Genomic DNA, 17,907 nt, shown 5'->3' with positions numbered 1-17,907 from the left:
GCATGGGACTGCCCGGGCCGGGAAACGCCGCGTTCAGCGACGAACAGAGCCCGCGCCGGTTCCTCGGGGCCACCACGGTCTATGAGGGGCGCGTGTGGGACGTGGTCAGTGAGCAGTTCAGCCTGACCGACGCCGGTGAGGCGATCACGCGGGACTTCATCCGGCACCCCGGGGCGGTCGCCGTGCTGGTGCTCGACGACGACGGGCAGGTCCTCCTGCTGCGCCAGTACCGCCACCCGGTGCGGATGGCGCTCTGGGAGATCCCCGCCGGGCTCCTCGACGAGGACGGCGAGGACTTCGTGGACGCCGCCGCGCGCGAGCTCGCCGAGGAGGCGGACCTCACGGCGCGCCGGTGGCACGTGCTCGTCGACCTGTTCCTGTCCCCGGGATCGTCCTCCGAAGCCCTCCGCGTGTACCTGGCGCGGGGGATCGGTGACGTCCCGGAAGCCGACCGGCACACGCGCACCCACGAGGAGGCCGAGATCGAACTGCGGTGGGTGGACCTGGACGCCGCCGTCGACGCGGTGCTCGAGGGGCGTATCCACAGCCCGTCCGCGGCCGCCGCGATCCTCGCGGCCCGCGTGGCGCGCGAGAACGGGTTCGCCGACCTGCGGCCCGCCACCACGCCCTGGCCCGAGCACCCGAGCCAGCACGCGACGTGGCCGCACGGTGCCGTGCTCGAGGGCTGACGTCCGTGCCGGAGCCGGCGCCCGGCGACGGGCCGCTGTCGCCCCTGATCAGGGACTACCTGCAGCACATGTCCGTGGAGCGCGGACTGTCCGTCAACACCCTCTCGGCCTACCGGCGTGACCTCCGCCGCTACGAGGCGTTCCTCGATGCGCGGGGGATCCGCGTGGTCCCCGCGATCACCCGGCACGACGTCTCCGCATTCGCGCAGGCGGTCGCCTCCGGAGAGGACGGACTCTCGCCGCTGAGCCCCCGCTCGGCGGCCCGCACGGTCGTCGCCGTCCGGGGCCTGCACCGGTTCTGGGCGCTCGAGGGGATCACCGAGGGCGATCCGGCCCGGGACGTCCATCCGCCGATGACCGGGCAGCGGCTCCCGAAGGCGATCCCGGTCGCGGACGTGGTGCGCATCCTCGACGCCGTCGACACCTCCACGCCGTCGGGGCAGCGCGACCGCGCGCTGCTCGAGTTCCTGTACTCCACCGGCGCGCGCATCAGCGAGGCCGTGGGCCTCGACGTCGACGACGTCTCCGTGAGCGGTGCGCTCGACGGGCCGGCGGTCGTGCGGTTGACCGGGAAGGGCTCGAAGGAGCGTCTCGTCCCGGTGGGCTCGTACGCCGCCCGGGCCGTCGACGCCTACCTCGTCCAGGGCCGGCCGGGTCTGGCGGCGAAGGGCAAGGGCAGCCCGGCCCTCTTCCTCAACGCGCGTGGCGGTCGCCTGAGCCGCCAGAGCGCATGGACCATCCTGAAGGCCGCCACCGAGCGGGCCGAGGTGAAGCGGGACGTCTCCCCCCACACGCTGCGGCACTCCTTCGCCACCCACCTGCTCGAGGGCGGGGCGGACGTCCGTGTGGTGCAGGAACTCCTCGGGCACGCCTCGGTGACCACCACCCAGGTGTATACGCTCGTCACCGCGGACACCCTGCGCGAAGTCTATGCAGCGGCGCACCCCCGGGCCCGTGCCTGAGCCGGCGGACCAGTCGGGGGCTGTTCCGGCGGACCAGCCGCCGGGTCAGCGGGTCGGAGTCCCCTCCGGACAGGAGCGGCCCGGCGAGTGGATGACGGTCGACGGCGTGGCCTACCGCTGCGTGGTGCTGTGCGTGCTGTTCAGGACCGGTGCCGCCCGTGCGGACGGCGCGTCCCGGGAGGTGCTCCTCGGCCTGAAGCGCACGGGCTTCGGGAGCGGCCGCGTGGTGGCGCTCGGCGGCAAGATCGACGGCGGTGAGTCCGCCCGGGAGGCCGCGGTGCGGGAGGTCCGTGAGGAGAGCGGCATCGACCTCCCGCCCGCGGACGTGCTCGCTGCCGGCCGGATCACGTGGTCCTTCCCGGCCCGGCCGGCGTGGAACATGGTGGCGTTCCTCTTCACGGCCGAGGCCGGCGCCGCGACGCCGGTGGCCAGCGAGGAGATCGAGCCCCGCTGGCATCCCGTCGACGCGATCCCCTGGGACGGCATGTGGCAGGACGCCCCGCACTGGGTGCCGCTCCTGCTCGAGGGGCGCACCGTCGATGCCGCCATCGTCATGGACAGGGACAACGAGGGTGTGGCCCGCGCGGTCGTGCGCTGATCCGTTCCGCGTGCGGGGAGGTTCAGCCCACGTGCCGCTCGTCAGGTCCGTCGTAGAGGCTGAGGGGCCGGATGAGCGAGTTCGACGCCGCCTGCTCCATGATGTGCGCCGTCCAGCCCGTGATGCGTGCTGCGATGAAGAGCGGCGTGAACATCTCGGTGTCGAAGCCCATGAGGTGGTAGGTGGGTCCGGCGGGGTAGTCGAGGTTGGGCTTGATCCCCTTGGCCTCGTCCATCGCCGTCTCGAGGCCGGTGTACAGGCCGAGGATCTCCCCGCGTCCGAAGTACTCGATCATCGCGTCGAGCGCGGACTTCATGGTGGGGACGCGCGAGTCGCCGTGCTTGTACACGCGGTGCCCGAAGCCCATGACCTTCTTCTTCGCGGCGAGGGCGTCCTCCATCCAGGCCTTCGCCCGGGCGGCGGCTTCCTCGCGGGTCTCGTCCTCCCGGATGCCGATCTCCTCGAAGGTGTGCATGACGGCCTCGTTCGCGCCTCCGTGGAGCGCTCCCTTGAGGGCGCCGATCGCCCCGGTCACCGCGGAGTGCAGGTCGGAGAGGGTCGACGTGATCACGCGCGCCGTGAAGGTCGAGGCGTTGAAGGAGTGCTCCGCATACAGGACCATCGACACGTCGAACGCGTGGACCACCTCCGCGGGCGCCTCCTCCCCGAAGGTCATCCACAGGAAGTTGGCGGAGTAGCCGAGGTCCTCGCGGGGCTCGACGCGTGCCTGCCCGCGGCGGCGCCGCTGATCGTAGGCGACGACGGCGGGGAAGACCGCGAAGAGGGCCGCCGCCTTCTCCCGGTTCGCCTCGGGCGCGTTGTCGCCGGCCAGCGGATGGCCGGCTCCCAGCACCGACACCGCGGTGCGCGCCACGTCCATGGGGTGCGCGGTCAGCGGCAGGAGGTCGATGGCCGCGACGACCGTGTCCGGGAGGGACCGGTGCGACCGTTCGAAGGCGTCGAAGCGTGCGCGCTGGCCGGCGTCGGGCAGTTCGCCGTTCCAGAGGAGGTAGGCGATGTCCTCGAAGTCGCGGTGGCCGGCCAGTTCCTGCACCGGGTATCCCCGGTAGAGCAGCGAATTGGTGTCCGGATTGACCTTCGAGATGGCGGTGGTGTCCACCACGACCCCTGCGAGCCCTTTGTGGATCTCCGGTTCTGTCACGGCTGCTCCTTCTCTGCGTTCGGTGCGTCGGATGCGGATGCGGATCCGGATGCGCGTGGACGGACGCCGTCCGGCACCTCGAAGTTGAACACGGAGGAGTCGAAGCGGTTGTACCCCTCGTAGTCCACCAGGTCGTAGAGCCGGCCGCGCGTCTGCATGTCGCCCACGACGCCTTCCTGCGTGCCGTGGGCCCTGATCGAGTCCAGCGTACGCTCGGCGGCGCCCATCGCACTGCGCAGCAGGGTCACCGGGTAGATGACCAGGGTGACGCCCACCTCCTGCAGCTGGTCGACCGTGAACAGCGGGCTTTTGCCGAACTCGGTCATGTTGGCGAGGATCGGCACGTCGACGGCGTCGCGGATGGCCCGGAACTCGTCGAGGCTGCGCATGGCCTCGGGGAAGATGGCGTCCGCCCCGGCGTCGACGAGCGCGCGGGAGCGTTCCTGCGTGGCCTCGAGGGTGTCCGTGCCGCGGATGTCGGTGCGGGCCATGATGAGGAAGTTCGGGTCGCGGCGGGCGTCGGCGGCGGCACGGATGCGCTTGACGGCGGTCTCCAGGTCGACGACGTTCTTCCCGTCCAGGTGGCCGCACCGCTTCGGGTTGAACTGGTCCTCGATGTGGCAGCCGGCGAGGCCTGCGTTCTCGAGTTCCTGCACGCTCCGGGCCACGTTCATGGGTTCGCCGAAGCCCGTGTCGGCGTCGACGATGCACGGCAGGTCCGTCATGCGTGCGATCTGCCCGGCGCGGTGCGCGACCTCCGTCAGCGTGGTCAGGCCGATGTCCGGCAGGCCGAGGTCGGCGGCGATCACGGCGCCGGAGATGTAGACGCCGTCGAAGCCTTTGTCGCCGATCAGGCGGGCGGACAGCGGGTTGAAGGCCCCGGGGAACTGCTGCAGGCTCCCGGAGGCCAGCCCGTCCCGGAGGTCCCGGCGCTTCTGCTCGGGGGTGACGCTCGAGTACAGCACGGCGCCTCCTACAGCAGTCCCTGCGGCGCGCCGGCCGCGTCGACGAGACCCGGGCGGGCCACGATGTTCAACTGCCCAAGGGATCCGGCAGGCAGGTCGGGGAGTTGCTCCACGGCGGCGAGGAAGCGCTCGAGCTCGGCGTCCTCGACGATCCCCGCCGCGAGCATGCGCAGCTTGGCGACGTAGTCCGCGCGGGCGAACGGCCGTGCGCCGAGGGGGTGGGCGTCGGCGACGGCGATCTCGTCGGTGATCACCGTGCCGTCCGTGAGGGTGATCTCCACCCGGCCGCCGAACGCCTTCTCCGCGATGTCCAGGGAGTGGTAGCGGCGCGTCCACTCGGGGTCCTCGAGCGTGGTCACCTTGTGCCACAGCGCGACGGTGTCCGGGCGTGCGGCGCGGTCGGGCGCATAGGAGGCCTCGTGGTGCCAGCGGCCGTCCTGGAGCGCCACGGTGAAGATGTACGGGATGGAGTGGTCCAGGGTCTCCCGTGAGGCCGTGGGGTCGTACTTCTGCGGGTCGTTGGCGCCGGACCCGATGACGTAGTGCGTGTGGTGGGAGGTGTGGATGACCACGGAGGCGACGGTGTCAGGGTCCGTGGTCTCGGGGTGCGCTCGGTGCAGGCGGCGGGCGAGGTCGATCCAGGCCTGGGCCTGGTACTCGGCGGAGTGCTCCTTGGTGTAGGTATCGAGGATGGCGCGCTTCGGTTCGCCCTGCGCCGGGAGCGGCACCTCGTAGGCGGCGTCCGGCCCGTCGAGGAGCCAGGCGATCACGCCGTCCTCGCCCTCGTAGATGGGTGTGGGGGAGGTCTGCCCGCGCATGGCACGATCGACGGCCTCGACCGCCATCTTCCCGGCGAAGGCCGGCGCGTGCGCCTTCCACGTGGAGATCTCGCCCTTGCGCGACTGGCGGGTCGCCGTCGTGGTGTGCAGTGCCTGGCCGACGGCATGGAAGACGACGTCCGGGTCGAGGTCCAGGAGGGTGCCGATGCCCGCCGCGGCGGACGGGCCGAGGTGCGCGACGTGGTCGATCTTGTGCTCGTGGAGGCAGATGGCCTTCACGAGGTCCACCTGGATCTCGTAGCCGGTGGCCAGCGCGCGGACGAGGTCCCTGCCCGAGGCGCCCGTGTGCTGGGCCGCCGCGAGGATGGGCGGGATGTTGTCGCCCGGGTGCGAGTAGTCCGCGGCGAGGAAGGTGTCGTGATAGTCGAGTTCGCGCACGGCGACACCGTTGGCCCACGCCGCCCACTCGGCCGAGACGGGGGAGTCGACGCCGAACACCGCGGCCCCCGCTCCGTGCGCCGACACCGGGTGGCTGAGCGCCTGCGCGCGGGCGGCGACGACGGGTGCCCGCGTCAGCGACGCGATGGCCACGGAGGCGTTGTCGATGATCCGGTTGATGACCATGTCCGTCACCTCGGGCGTCACCTCCACGGGGTCGGCGGCGACCTGGGCGATCTTCCAGGCGAGCTGCCCGGTGCGGGGGAGGTCCTCCTCGCTGCGGTGGACGCGGACGGGATGCAGTTCAACCATGGTGTTCCTCTCGGTGGTGCAGGGCTGGTTCGGTCAGCGGTGTCGGGTCCCCGGTCGGGGAGAGCAGGTGCTGCAGGCTGTGGTGGAGATGCACCCGCATGGACGCCTCGGCGAGATCGGCGTTGCCGGAGGCCAGCGCCCGGGCGATCTGCTCGTGCTCCCGGGCCGAGGCGAGGAGCCGTGCCGGGTTGTCCCGGGCGAGGCGACGGGCGCGGGCGAGGTGTGTGCGGATCGGCTTCTGCGCCTGCAACAGGTACCGGTTCCCGGCGGCGTCGTCGATGCACTGGTCGAGCCGGGCGACGAGCGCGTAGTAGGCCTCCCGGTCGCCGTCGCCGTCCCCGATGCGCCGGCCGGCCCGGGCGAACTCGTCGGCGAGCGCGATGAAGACGGTGCGGTCCCCGCGCGCGGCCGCGAGGCGCACGGCGGCGCATTCGAGCGGCAGGCGGACCTCGAACACCTCGGTGACCGCTTCGAGGGAGATGGCGGAGACGACGACGCCGCGGCCGGCATGCGGTGCGGCGAGCCCTTCGGCGACGAGCCGGGAGAGCGCCTCGCGCAGGGGCGTGCGTGAGACGCCGAGCCGTGCGGACTGCTCCACTTCCGCCAGCACATCGCCGGGCGAGAGGCGCCACTCCACGATGTCGGCCCGGAGCAGCGCGTAGGCGCGATCACTGGCCCGCATCCCTGCCCCCTTCCGCCCGTCGTGGTCCGGCCAGCCGACAGCTGGTACCAGCTCCAATGTATGCAAAGTACGGCTCCCGTACAAGAAAACGCCGATCTCCACCCTGTGGGACGCCCTCTATGTATACATGAGCGGATGGGGAATACTGGTCCTCACGATTCCGCGCGACGAAGGGCGATCATGGCCGCAGAACACGATGCCGGACCCGGGGTGCTCCCCGGACAGGACTACCGCCGGCTGCACGCCGGCAGCCTCGCGGACCCGGAGCGCTTCTGGCTCGACGCTGCGAGCGCCGTCGACTGGACGACCCCGCCCGAGCTCGCCGTGGACGGCTCGGACGCCCCGCTCTACCGGTGGTTCCCCGGCGCGTCCCTCAACACGAGCTACAACGCCCTCGACCGCCACGTCGAGGCCGGTCGGGGCGGTCAGGCGGCCCTCGTGTACGACTCCGCGATGCTCGGCACCTCCCGCACCCTCACGTACGCCGAGCTCCGCGACGAGGTCGCCGTCTTCGCGGGGGTGCTCGCGGGACTCGGCGTCCGCAAGGGCGACAGGGTGCTCATCTACCTGCCGATGATCCCCGAGGCCGCCGTGGCCATGCTCGCCTGCGCCCGGATCGGCGCGATCCACTCCGTGGTCTTCGGTGGCTTCGCCGCCGTCGAACTGGCCGCGCGCGTCAGGGATGCCCGACCCTCAGCGATCGTGACGGCGGACGGCGGCATCGAACCCGCCCGCCGCGTCGAGTACCTCCCGGCCGTGCAGGAAGCGCTCGCGCTCGCCGGCAGCGCAGCAACGCCCGTCGTCGTGAAGGCGCGCGAGGGGTTCGGCCACGGCGTCGCCGGGTACCGGGAGACCGGGACACGCTGGCTGGACTGGGACGAGGCCGTGGCCACGGCCGAGGCCGTCCCACCCGTCGAGGTGGCCGCGACGGACCCGCTCTACATCCTCTACACCTCCGGCACCACCGGCTCCCCGAAGGGCGTGGTGCGCGACAACGGCGGGCACGCCGTCGCGCTGACCTGGTCCATGCGGGCGATCTTCGGCGTGGGACCGGGGGACACGATGCTGACGGCGTCCGACGTCGGCTGGGTGGTGGGCCACTCCTACATCGTCTACGGGCCGCTGCTGGCCGGCGCCACGACCGTCCTGTACGAGGGCAAGCCCGTGGGGACCCCCGACGCCGGCGCTTTCGGGCGGCTGGTCGAGCAGTACCGCGTCAAGGTGCTGTTCACCGCGCCCACCGCGCTCCGGGCCGTGCGGCGGGCGGACCCCACCGGCGCGGCCGTGCGGGCCCACGACCTGTCCTCGCTCCGGACGCTCTTCTCGGCCGGGGAACGGCTCGACACCGGCACCTCGACGTGGATCGGTGACGTCCTCGGCGTGCCCGTCGTCGACAACTGGTGGCAGACGGAGACCGGATGGCCCATCTGCGCGAACCCGCGCGGGCTGGGCGGCGTCCCGCTGAAGGCCGGCTCGCCGTCCCTGCCCTCGCCCGGGTTCGACGTCGCCGTCCTCGACCCCGGCGGGTCCCCGGTACCGGCCGGGACCGAGGGGAGCATCGCCCTGCGCCTCCCGCTGCCGCCCGGCACCCTGACGACGCTGTGGGGCAGCGACGAGCGCTACCGGAACGCGTACCTCGGGGACTTCGAGGGCTTCTACACGAGCGGCGATTCCGGCTACCTGGACGAGGACGGCTACCTGTTCGTCATGGGCCGGACGGACGACGTCATCAACGTCGCCGGCCACCGGCTCTCGACCGGCGCGATCGAGCAGGTGATCGCGCAGCACCCGGCCGTGGCCGAGTGCGCCGTCCTCGGCCTGCCGGATCCCGTGAAGGGGCAGCGCGCCAGCGGCTACGTGGTCCTGAAGGCGGGCGCCGCCGTCGACCCGGTGGCGCTCGAGGCCGAGCTCGCGGCGATGGTCCGCCGCACCATCGGCCCGGTGGCCGACTTCCGCACGGCCGTCGTCGTCGACGCGCTGCCGAAGACCCGGTCCGGCAAGATCCTCCGGAAGACGATGCGCCAGATGGCGGCGGGCGACGCGTACGCCGTGCCGTCCACCATCGAGGACCCCTCGGTGCTCGAGGCCCTGGAGCCCCTGCTGCGCCCGTCGGCCGAGGGCGCCGCGGGTTAGCGGTCCGCCGCGTTGCGCGCCCAGCTGTACTCGAACTCCGGGCGCCCCCGCGTGCCGTACCGGGGTGTGCGCAGGACCGATTGCTGGTCCGCGAGGTATTCGAGGTAGCGGCGTGCGGTGACCCTGGACACCGACAGGGCCTCCGACACCTCGACGGCCGAGGTGGGCGCGGAGAGCTCCTTGAGGAGCCGGGACACCGCGCGCAGCGTCTCGGTGGAGAGTCCCTTCGGCAACACGGCCGCGGTGGCCGGGCGCAGGGACGCGAAGGCGGAGTCGACCTCCGCCTGCGTGGTGGTGGAGGCCTGTTCCACGAGGTTCCGGCGGAACTCCCGGTAGGCGCCGAGCTTGTCGCTGAACGCCGCGTAGGTGAAGGGCTTGATGAGGTACTGCACGATCCCTGACGAGATGGCCGAGCGCACCACCTGCAGGTCCCGCACGGCGGTGATGACGACGATGTCCAGCGGCAGACCGAGGCCGCGGACGCGGCGCACGATGTCCAAGCCGTGCGCGTCCGGCAGGTTCATGTCCAGCAGCATGAGGTCGACGGCCGGCGCCCGTCCCTGACCGTCCCCGGCGAGGCGCAGGAAGGCGGCGAGCTCGGCTCCGCTCCGTGCGATCCCCACGAGCTCGAAGCCCTCGAGCCTCCGCACGTACTCCGCGTGGGCGTCCGCGGCCACGGGGTCGTCCTCCACGACGAGGACGCGGATGGCGCTCACGCCCTGCCCCCGCCGTCGGCGCCCTGCGGCACGGTCGGACCGCTGCCGGGGCTCCCCGTGGAGCGGCCCCCGGCGGCGTCGGAGGTGCCGGGGGTTCCAGCGCCCCCGGGCAGGGGGAGGCGCACCGAGAACCGTGCACCGCCGTCGTCGGCGTCCGTCACCTCGATCGACCCGCCGAAACGCTCGACAGCCTGCCGGACGAGGGCGAGCCCGATACCGCGGCCCGGGCCACCCGCCGTGCCCGGGGCCTTCGTGCTGTAGCCGAACGCGAACACCCTGGCCTTCTCGGACTCCGGAAGCCCGTTGCCGCTGTCCTCCACGACGATCTCCAGGCCGGGCCCGGCGCCGCCCGTCCGCCGCACGGTGAGCACCACGCGGGGTTCCCCGGAGGAGACGGCCTCGTCGAACGCATTGTCGAGGAGGTTGCCGATGATCGTGACGAGGTCCACCGGGTTGAGCGCACCGGCCCGGGCATCCGGGGCGATGTCGGTGATCAGCTCGATCCCGCGCTCGTTGGCCTGCGCCGCCTTGCCCACCAGCAGGGCCGAGATGAACGGCTCGTCGACGGCCTGGACCACCTCGTCCGTCAGGCGCTGGGACTGCTGCAGGTCCCTCGTGGCGAAGTCCAGGGCGTCCGCGCTCCGGCCGAGCTCCACCAGCGACACGATGGTGTGCAGACGGTTGGCATGCTCGTGGGTCTGCGAGCGCAGCGCGTCGGTGAGCGTACGCATCGTCTGGACCTGGCCCGTGAGCGCCTCGATGTCGGTATGGTCACGCAGGGTCGTCACGGTGCCGAGCGCCGGCAGCTCGTGTGCCCCCCGACGCACGGGGGCGGGCCGGACGGCAGGTTCCTGATCGACCACCAGCACCCGGGTGGCCGTGAGGTGCACCTCGTCGTGGGCGCGACGGCCCGACACGAGGAGCTCGCGCAGCGACGGTGGCACGGCGAGGCCCGACGCCGGGACCGGCTCCTGCGTGCCGTCCAGTCCGAGGAGGCGGGCGGCCTGGTCGTTGTAGAGCACGAGACGCCCGGCGGCGTCCGTCAGCAGCAGTCCCTCCCGGACGGAGTGGAGGACGGCGTCGTAGAACACGAAGGTGCGCGACAGTTCCGCCGGCCCCATGCCCAGCGTGGCCGTCCGGAGGCGCCGGCTCAGCAGGAACGAGGCGAGGGCGCCGAGCGCCAGGGCGCCGAGCGCGACGAGGGCGACGAGGGGGAGCTGCGCGTTGCGGGCGATGGCGGCCCGGTCCACGGTGATGCCCGAGGCGACCATCGCGCGGACCGTCCCGTCGCCGTCGACCACCGGCACGATCGAGCGGATCGACGGCCCGAGGGTCCCCGCGTACGTCTCGGTGTGCGTCCGTCCGGCCAGGGCTTCGGAGACCGAGCCGATGTACCGCCCGCCGATCTGCTCGGGGTTGCGGTGCGTGAACCGCGTGCGGTCCGTGCCCATGATGGTGATGAAGTCCACACCCAGGCGGTCCATCACCTCGACGGCGTAGGGCTGCAGGGTGGCGGAGGGATCGGGCCCCTCCACCGCCTCCAGGACGCCCGGATCCAGCGCGATGGCGGTGGACACGGCGAGCATGCGCTCGCCTGCGGCGTCGTTCACGCCGCGGGCGGCATCCGCGGAGAGGATCACGGACAGGGACGCCGAGAGGACCAGGACGAACAGGAGCTGGGCCAGGAAGAACTGTCGGGCGAGACTCCATCGACTCACGCGGCGATCCTGCTCCTTCCGACGTCTCTCCACCCGGGCGGCGCCCGGCGCATCCTGCTGGGCGCGCCGACCACGACCAGTATGAACTCAATCGTGATGCCGGTCACTCGCGCTGTCATGATGGAGCCAACCGAACAACACTACGCTCCCTGGTGAGACCCCCCGACGAAGAACGACCTTCGCGGCCGGCGCCCCCGGGCAGCGGACACCAAGGGAGACACCATGGCCATCGCATCGTCGCGCGCCGACACAGGGCCCGCGCAACCCCGCAAGAAGGTCGACAAGACCCACTTCCTCTACATCGCGGTCATCGCCGCCGTCGTCCTCGGCGCGATCCTCGGCCTCACCGCCCCCGAGTTCGCGAAGGCGCTGAAGCCGCTCGGGACCGGGTTCATCGCGCTCATCAAGATGATGATCGCCCCGATCATCTTCTGCACCATCGTGCTCGGCGTGGGGTCCATCGCGAAGGCGGCGACGGTCGGCAAGGTGGGCGGCCTCGCACTCGGCTACTTCATGCTCATGTCGACCTTCGCGCTCGCCATCGGCCTCGTGGTCGGCAACCTCATCAACCCGGGTGAAGGCCTGGACATCTCGTCGTCGACGTACGAACTCCCTGCCACAGCCGAGGGCGCACCCGAGGGCACCGTCGGCTTCCTTCTGAGCATCATCCCGACCACGCTGCTGTCCGCGCTGACGGGTCCGAGCATCCTGCAGACCCTCTTCGTGGCGCTGCTCGTCGGCTTCGCGCTCCAGAAGATGGGCTCCGCGGGCACGCCGATCCTCCGCGGCATCGGCCACATCCAGGCGCTCGTGTTCCGCATCCTCATCATGATCATGTGGCTCGCCCCCATCGGTGCCTTCGGTGCCATCGCAGCCGTCGTCGGGGAGACCGGCGTGCAGGCGATCGTCAGCATGGCGACCCTCATGATCGCGTTCTACATCACCTGTGCCCTCTTCATCGTGGTCATCCTCGGCGGGCTCCTGAAGATCGTGACCGGCGTCAACATCTTCAAGCTGATGAAGTACCTGGGCCGGGAGTACCTGCTGATCTTCAGCACCTCCTCCTCCGAGGCGGCGCTGCCCCGCCTGATCGCGAAGATGGAACATGTGGGTGTCTCCAAGCCCGTCGTCGGCGTGACCGTCCCCACGGGCTATTCCTTCAACCTCGACGGCACCGCGATCTACCTGACCATGGCCGCCCTGTTCGTGGCCGAGGCGATGGGCACGCCGCTGGCCCTCGGTGAGCAGATCTCCCTGCTGGTCTTCATGATCATCGCCTCCAAGGGCGCGGCGGGCGTCACCGGCGCCGGCCTCGCGACCCTCGCGGGAGGCCTGCAGTCCCACCGCCCCGACCTGGTCGACGGTGTCGGCCTGATCGTCGGCATCGACCGCTTCATGTCGGAGGCACGTGCACTGACGAACTTCACCGGAAACGCCGTGGCCACGGTGCTCATCGGCACCTGGACCAAGGAAATCGACCGGGCCCGCGTGGACGAGGTCCTCGAGGGGCGTCTTCCCTTCGACGAGGCCACGATGACCACGGACCACCGGTTCGAGAACGACGACGTCGAGGCCGGCGCCGAGGCGACGACCGAGGCCGCGGTGCGCGGGACCAGCGCCCGCTGAGGCGCAGACCCCCGCAAGTGCCCTGCGACGGCGGCGACCGGATCCCATCCGGCCGCCGCCGTCGTCGTCGGGCAGGACGGCGGCGTCCGGCCCACCGCGCCGATCACCACCGATCAGGGAACGTTCTACCTCAGGTGGAGGTTCAAGGCTCGACGGCCGCCGGGCATCCGCCTTCGCGACCGTCGGCGCGGGCGTTGTACCGTTGACTAGAAGAAAAGCCGCTCGACGCCGATTCTCGACGGGCCGCACCGAATCTGATGGAAGCGTGGAGACATTCGTGAGTAGTGAACAGGGTTCCACAACTCTGCCCAGCGCAGTGGACGCGGGATTCGGTCCTACCGGCCGCCCTCTGACGGAGTTCCCTGAACCCAGGATCCTCGAATCGCACGGCCCCGCGCGGGTCATCGCGATGGTCAACCAGAAGGGCGGGGTCGGCAAGACGACATCGACCATCAACCTCGGTGCCGCGCTCGCCGAGGCCGGCCGCAAGGTGCTGCTGGTGGACTTCGACCCGCAGGGCGCGCTCTCAGCGGGCCTCGGCACCAACCCCCACGAGCTCGACGTGACGGTCTACAACGTGCTGATGGACCGCAAGGTGTCCATCCAGGACGCCATCCGGCACACCGCGATCGAGAACATCGACCTGCTGCCGGCCAACATCGACCTGTCCGCCGCCGAGGTGCAGCTGGTCAACGAGGTGGCGCGCGAGCAGGTCCTCGACCGCGCGCTGCGGAAGGTCTCGGACGACTACGACGTCATCCTCATCGACTGCCAGCCCTCCCTCGGCCTCCTCACCGTGAACGCCCTCACGGCGGCGCACGGCGTCATCATCCCGCTCATCTGCGAGTTCTTCGCCCTCCGCGCGGTTGCGCTGCTCGTCGAGACGATCGAGAAGGTCCAGGACCGCCTGAACCCACGCCTCCAGATCGACGGCGTGCTCGCGACCATGTACGACGCGCGGACCCTGCACAGCCGCGAGGTGATCGCACGCCTCGTGGAGGCCTTCGGCGACAAGGTCTTCGAGACCGTGATCAAGCGCACCATCAAGTTCGCGGACGCGACGGTGGCCGCCGAGCCCATCACCTCCTACGCCGCGAACCACTCCGGCGCGGACGCCTACCGCAGCCTCGCGAGGGAGCTCATCAGCAGGGGCGGAGCGCCCTAGTGCCCGCTCCCTCCGGGGCCGAGCGGTACCCGTAGGTGGAGGCCCGGACGGTCTTCGAGGTGCAGCTGACGAACTTCAGCGGACCCTTCGACCTGCTGCTGAACCTCATCTCCCGGCGCGAACTCGACATCACGGAGATCGCCCTGGCGCAGGTGACGGACGAGTTCATCGCCCACATCCGCCGGATCCAGGCCGCGGAAGGGGAATGGCGGCTCGACGAGGCTAGTGAGTTCCTCGTGGTCGCCGCGACACTCCTGGACCTGAAGGCCGCACGGCTCCTGCCGGCCGGTTCCGTGGAGGACGAGGAGGACATCGCCCTCCTCGAGGCCCGGGACCTCCTGTTCGCGCGGCTCCTGCAGTATCGGGCGTTCAAGGAGATGGCGCGGCAGCTCGCGGCGCGCCTCGAGGAGGAGGACGCACGGTACGCGCGCGACGTGCCGCTGGAGCCGCACTTCACGCGGCTCCTGCCCGACCTCGTCTGGAAGCACTCGCCCCAGGACCTCGCCGAACTCGCGGCGAAGGTGCTCGCACCACGCCAGGAGCAGCCGGCGCAGGTGGCGATCGGGCACCTGCACGCGCCGCCCGTCAGTGTCCGGGACCAGGCGCTGGTGGTGCAGGACCTGCTCCGGACCAGGGGCCCGCTGTCCTTCCGGGAGCTCACCGAGGACGCCGGATCGCGGATGGTGCTCGTGGTGCGGTTCCTGGCCCTGCTGGAGCTGTTCCGGGACGGCGCCGTCTCCTTCGACCAGCCCGCGCCGCTGTCCGACCTGCTGGTCAGCTGGAGCGCCGGCGACGGGCCGTGGACCGTCGACCTGCCGGACGACGTCGAGGGCGCCATCGACCTCGTGCACAGCGAAGGAGCACACCATGGATGAACCCGCCGTCGAGGAGCCGACAGGGGACCGGCCGCCGGACGATTCCCTCGAGGCGCTGCCGGGAGGACTCCGGGGCGCCGTCGAGGCGATCCTCATGGTCACCGACCGGCCCGTGACCGACGCCCAGCTGGCGGCGGCCCTCGACCGGCCCGTGGAAGAGGTGCACACCGTCCTCGTGGGACTGCAGCGCGAGTACGACGGCTATACTGATTCAGGCGTCCGGAGCGCTGAACCTGCGTCCCCGCGCGGTTTCGAACTGCGGGACATCGCCGGCGGGTGGCGCATCTACTCGCGGAAGCACTTCGCCTCCGTCGTCGCCGAGTTCGTGCTGGACGGTCAGTCCGCCCGACTCTCGCAGGCAGCACTCGAGACGCTGACGGTCATCGCCTACCGCCAGCCCGTGTCCCGTGCCCGGGTCTCCGCCATCCGGGGCGTCACCGTCGACTCCGTGGTCCGTACCCTGCTCCAGCGCGGCCTCGTTGTCGAGATGGAGACCGATCCGGAGACCGGAGCGGTGCTGTATGGGACCAGCTCCCTGTTTCTGGAAAGATTGGGATTGGGCAGCGTCGACGAACTGCCCCGGATCGCTCCCCACCTGCCAGGCCTCGAAAGCCTCGGGGAGTATGACGAAACGACGTACTGAGCACGACCTACACGAAGGACTTCTCTCCATGACACAGCCGCCAGGATCCGGTTCCGGACGCAATACGCCGCGCCGCGGCGGATCGACCGGCCGCCCATCCGACGCTGCCCGCGGCCGGGGGACCTCGCCCCGCGGCGGATCCGGGCAGGGCGGCGCAGGACGAACCGGCGCAGGACGAACCGGCGAGAGCCGCTCCTTCCCCGACCGCGGAGAGCGGGGCGAGCGCACCGGCGGACGTCCGGAAACTCCCCGCGGCGCCTCCGATCGGGGCCGCGAGGGCAACCGGTCCTCCGAGGGCCGGCCGGCCGCAGCCGGCGATCGCCGCGAATCCGCCGACGGGCGCGCCCGTGCGGCCGCAGGCCGGCCCTCGGCCGGGACACCGTCCGGCAGGTTCGCCGCCAAGACCGGCGGCCGTGCCGGTGGCAAGCCCGGTGCGGCACCCGGACGCTCCGGCGGACGCCCGAAGCCTGCGGGCGCCAAGGCCTTCGGGCGTGAGCGCTTCGGGCAGGACCTCGGCCCCGTGCGCGCAGCCAGGCCGAAGCGCTCCAGCCGTCCGGCCGACGAGATCGACGTCCACAACCCCGAGGGCGTGCGCCTGCAGAAGATCATGGCCCTCGCCGGGGTCGCCTCGCGCCGTGTGTGCGAGGAGATGATCCTCGACGGGCGCGTGGAGGTGGACGGGACCATCGTGACCGAACTCGGCGTCCGCGTCGACCCGGCACAGGCGGCCATCCACGTGGACGGCATCCGCCTGCAGCTCAACGAGCACCTCAAGTACTACGTCTTCAACAAGCCCCGCGGCGTCGTCTCCACCATGGAGGACCCGGAGGGCCGCCGCTGCATCAGCGACTTCCTGAAGAACAAGGACAAGAGCGAGCGGCTCTTCCACGTGGGACGGCTCGACGCCGAGACGGAGGGCCTGCTCCTGCTCACCAACGACGGCGAGCTCACCAACCGGTTGACGCACCCGTCCTACGAGGTGCCCAAGACCTACCTCGTGCAGGTCCGCGGGCCCATGGCGCAGGGCGTCGGCGCGCAGATGAAGGAGGGCATCGAGCTCGAGGACGGCCTCGCGCAGGTCGATTCCTTCAAGCTCGTCGACTCCACCCCCGGTCACATCCTCGTCGAGGTGGTCCTGCACTCCGGCCGCAACCGGATCGTCCGCCGCCTGTTCGACGCCGTCGGTCACCCCGTCGAGCGCCTCGTGCGTACCCAGGTGGGCCCCATCCGCATCGGGGACCAGCGCCAGGGCAGCATCCGCGTGCTCGGGCGTCAGGAGATCGGGCACCTGCTCGCATCGGTGGGCCTCTAGCCGATGACGCAGCGCACGGAACAGGGCACGCACCTCACGGGCCCCGTCCTCGTCCTGGGGGCGGGCCTGCTGGGGGCCAGCATCGGGCTGGGCCTGCGGGCACGAGGGCTCGACGTCGTCCTGTCCGACAGTTCGCCCTCCACCGAGGCGGTCGCACGTGACATCGGTGCCGGGCGGCTCCTCGCCGACGCGCAGGCCGCGGGGGAGCGGGTATCCCCGGAACTCGTCGTCGTCGCGACACCTCCCGATGTCACGGCCCGCGTGGCCGCCGAGGCCCTGCTGGCGTACCCCGACGCCGTCGTCGTCGACATCTGCAGCGTCAAGGAGGCCATCCTCCGCGAGCTCCTCGCGACACCCGCCGCGGCCGCGCACGCGTCCCGCTACGTGGGCACCCACCCCATGGCGGGCCGCGAGAAGTCCGGTCCGGTCGCGGCACGTGCCGAGCTGTTCACCGGCGCCCCTTGGGTGCTCTGCGCCCACGCGGGCAGCGCCCCCGAGGCCGTCCTCCGCGCCGAGTCCCTCGCCGTCGATCTCGGCGCCGTGCCCGCGCGGATGTCCGTCGAGGAACACGACGCGGCCGTCGCCCTGATCTCGCACCTGCCGCAGGTCGTGTCGTCGCTCGTCGCGAGCCGGCTGCAGGACTCCCCGGCCCACGCGCTCTCGCTCGCCGGGAACGGCCTCCGCGACGTCACACGCATCGCGGCCAGCGACCCCCGCCTCTGGGTGCAGATCCTCTCCGCCAACGCGGGCCGGCTCGTCGAGATCCTCTACGGGGTGCGCGATGACCTCAACCGGCTGATCGGCACCCTCGAGGACCCGACCGCCGGGGGCGCGCGGCTCGACATGGCGCAGCTGATGTCCGAGGGCAACTCCGGCCAGGCCCGCGTGCCCGGCAAGCACGGCACCCCGCCGAACTCCTTCGCCCGGCTCACGGTGCTCGTCGACGACGTGCCGGGGCAGATCGCGAAGCTCCTGACCGAGATCGGGCACACCGGCATCAACGTCGAGGACTTCAGGCTCGAACACTCACCGGGCCGCGAGGTGGGCCTCGCCGAACTCTCGGTGCTGCCCGGCAGACGGCAGGAATTGACGGAGTCCCTCACCCGGCGGGGCTGGAAGGTAGTGCAGTGAC

Annotated in this window: 16 protein-coding genes; 10 read left to right on the top strand and 6 right to left on the bottom strand. The window is 71.5% G+C overall.

Going from position 1 to position 17,907, the window contains the following annotated elements:
• Window positions 1-2 precede the first annotated feature (2 nt).
• The 3 genes from AC4D2C_RS14390 to AC4D2C_RS14380 are packed head-to-tail and all read left to right on the top strand — an operon-like array spanning window position 3 to window position 2,249.
• Complete coding sequence (locus tag AC4D2C_RS14390; RefSeq protein WP_490915535.1) at window positions 3-689, top strand: NUDIX domain-containing protein; 687 nt, start codon at window positions 3-5, stop codon at window positions 687-689.
• Complete coding sequence (gene xerD / locus AC4D2C_RS14385) at window positions 686-1,651, top strand: site-specific tyrosine recombinase XerD (protein ID WP_490915554.1); 966 nt, start codon at window positions 686-688, stop codon at window positions 1,649-1,651. Before AC4D2C_RS14390 ends, xerD begins: the two co-directional genes overlap by 4 nt.
• Window positions 1,644-2,249: an 8-oxo-dGTP diphosphatase gene (locus AC4D2C_RS14380; RefSeq protein ID WP_490915534.1), complete on the top strand. Its 606-nt coding sequence runs from the start codon at window positions 1,644-1,646 to the stop codon at window positions 2,247-2,249. The genes xerD and AC4D2C_RS14380 overlap by 8 nt, the downstream gene beginning before the upstream one ends.
• Before the next feature lie 22 nt (window positions 2,250-2,271).
• On the opposite strand, the gene AC4D2C_RS14375 is transcribed toward AC4D2C_RS14380, so the two are convergent.
• From AC4D2C_RS14375 to AC4D2C_RS14360, 4 genes are read right to left on the bottom strand one after another with little or no spacing between them, the layout of a single operon-like run.
• A complete protein-coding gene (locus AC4D2C_RS14375) occupies window positions 2,272-3,411 on the bottom strand; it encodes a bifunctional 2-methylcitrate synthase/citrate synthase (RefSeq protein ID WP_490915533.1) in 1,140 nt (379 codons plus the stop codon).
• The gene (gene prpB / locus AC4D2C_RS14370) at window positions 3,408-4,376 is read right to left on the bottom strand and encodes a methylisocitrate lyase (protein ID WP_490915532.1); all 969 of its coding nucleotides are present in this window, start codon (window positions 4,374-4,376) and stop codon (window positions 3,408-3,410) included. Before prpB ends, AC4D2C_RS14375 begins: the two co-directional genes overlap by 4 nt.
• A gap of 8 nt (window positions 4,377-4,384) precedes the next feature.
• Window positions 4,385-5,905 (bottom strand): MmgE/PrpD family protein, encoded by a 1,521-nt coding sequence (locus AC4D2C_RS14365; protein ID WP_490915531.1) that lies wholly within the window; start codon window positions 5,903-5,905, stop codon window positions 4,385-4,387.
• Window positions 5,898-6,587 carry a GntR family transcriptional regulator gene (locus tag AC4D2C_RS14360; protein ID WP_490915530.1) on the bottom strand — a complete coding sequence of 230 codons (690 nt, stop codon included), beginning with the start codon at window positions 6,585-6,587 and terminating at the stop codon, window positions 5,898-5,900. Before AC4D2C_RS14360 ends, AC4D2C_RS14365 begins: the two co-directional genes overlap by 8 nt.
• A 180-nt stretch (window positions 6,588-6,767) precedes the next feature.
• On the opposite strand from AC4D2C_RS14360, the gene AC4D2C_RS14355 reads away from it, so the two are divergent.
• Window positions 6,768-8,720, top strand: coding sequence for an AMP-binding protein (locus AC4D2C_RS14355; RefSeq protein WP_490915529.1), 1,953 nt, complete (start codon window positions 6,768-6,770; stop codon window positions 8,718-8,720).
• Here AC4D2C_RS14355 and AC4D2C_RS14350 read toward each other — a convergent pair.
• Both AC4D2C_RS14350 and AC4D2C_RS14345 read right to left on the bottom strand, forming a co-directional pair.
• On the bottom strand, window positions 8,717-9,436 hold the full coding sequence (locus tag AC4D2C_RS14350) for a response regulator (protein WP_490915528.1): 720 nt from the start codon (window positions 9,434-9,436) through the stop codon (window positions 8,717-8,719). The genes AC4D2C_RS14355 and AC4D2C_RS14350 overlap by 4 nt on opposite strands.
• Window positions 9,433-11,154 carry a sensor histidine kinase gene (locus AC4D2C_RS14345; RefSeq protein WP_490915527.1) on the bottom strand — a complete coding sequence of 574 codons (1,722 nt, stop codon included), beginning with the start codon at window positions 11,152-11,154 and terminating at the stop codon, window positions 9,433-9,435. The genes AC4D2C_RS14350 and AC4D2C_RS14345 overlap by 4 nt, the downstream gene beginning before the upstream one ends.
• A 222-nt stretch (window positions 11,155-11,376) precedes the next feature.
• Here AC4D2C_RS14345 and AC4D2C_RS14340 point away from each other — a divergent pair, with 222 nt between their 5' ends.
• The 6 genes from AC4D2C_RS14340 (at window position 11,377) to AC4D2C_RS14315 (ending at window position 17,906) form a co-directional block, all read left to right on the top strand.
• On the top strand, window positions 11,377-12,780 hold the full coding sequence (locus tag AC4D2C_RS14340; RefSeq protein ID WP_490915526.1) for a cation:dicarboxylate symporter family transporter: 1,404 nt from the start codon (window positions 11,377-11,379) through the stop codon (window positions 12,778-12,780).
• Between the two features lie 277 nt (window positions 12,781-13,057).
• Window positions 13,058-13,945: a ParA family protein gene (locus AC4D2C_RS14335; protein ID WP_490906454.1), complete on the top strand. Its 888-nt coding sequence runs from the start codon at window positions 13,058-13,060 to the stop codon at window positions 13,943-13,945.
• 35 nt (window positions 13,946-13,980) lie between these two features.
• The gene (locus AC4D2C_RS14330; protein WP_490915525.1) at window positions 13,981-14,820 is read left to right on the top strand and encodes a segregation and condensation protein A; all 840 of its coding nucleotides are present in this window, start codon (window positions 13,981-13,983) and stop codon (window positions 14,818-14,820) included.
• Entirely contained in the window at window positions 14,813-15,463 is a 651-nt protein-coding gene (gene scpB, locus AC4D2C_RS14325) for an SMC-Scp complex subunit ScpB (RefSeq protein ID WP_490915524.1), read from the top strand. Before AC4D2C_RS14330 ends, scpB begins: the two co-directional genes overlap by 8 nt.
• 28 nt (window positions 15,464-15,491) lie before the next feature.
• A complete protein-coding gene (locus AC4D2C_RS14320) occupies window positions 15,492-16,775 on the top strand; it encodes a pseudouridine synthase (protein ID WP_490915523.1) in 1,284 nt (427 codons plus the stop codon).
• Window positions 16,776-16,778: 3 nt separating this feature from the next.
• Entirely contained in the window at window positions 16,779-17,906 is a 1,128-nt protein-coding gene (locus tag AC4D2C_RS14315) for a prephenate dehydrogenase (protein WP_490906449.1), read from the top strand.
• The last annotated feature ends 1 nt before the right edge of the window (window position 17,907 follow it).

The organism is Arthrobacter sp. TJ-240 (assembly GCF_058269195.1).
This window is presented reverse-complemented; position numbering and strand designations above follow the sequence as displayed.

Bases quoted from the DNA above. Each gene is read 5' to 3' on its own strand.
- AC4D2C_RS14355 (WP_490915529.1), top strand. From the start codon at position 6,768: ATGGCCGCAGAACACGATGCCGGACCCGGGGTGCTCCCCGGACAGGAC.
- scpB (WP_490915524.1), top strand. From the start codon at position 14,813: ATGGATGAACCCGCCGTCGAGGAGCCGACAGGGGACCGGCCGCCGGAC.
- AC4D2C_RS14320 (WP_490915523.1), top strand. From the start codon at position 15,492: ATGACACAGCCGCCAGGATCCGGTTCCGGACGCAATACGCCGCGCCGC.
- AC4D2C_RS14340 (WP_490915526.1), top strand. From the start codon at position 11,377: ATGGCCATCGCATCGTCGCGCGCCGACACAGGGCCCGCGCAACCCCGC.
- AC4D2C_RS14390 (WP_490915535.1), top strand. From the start codon at position 3: ATGGGACTGCCCGGGCCGGGAAACGCCGCGTTCAGCGACGAACAGAGC.
- AC4D2C_RS14315 (WP_490906449.1), top strand. From the start codon at position 16,779: ATGACGCAGCGCACGGAACAGGGCACGCACCTCACGGGCCCCGTCCTC.
- AC4D2C_RS14360 (WP_490915530.1), bottom strand. From the start codon at position 6,587: ATGCGGGCCAGTGATCGCGCCTACGCGCTGCTCCGGGCCGACATCGTG.
- AC4D2C_RS14365 (WP_490915531.1), bottom strand. From the start codon at position 5,905: ATGGTTGAACTGCATCCCGTCCGCGTCCACCGCAGCGAGGAGGACCTC.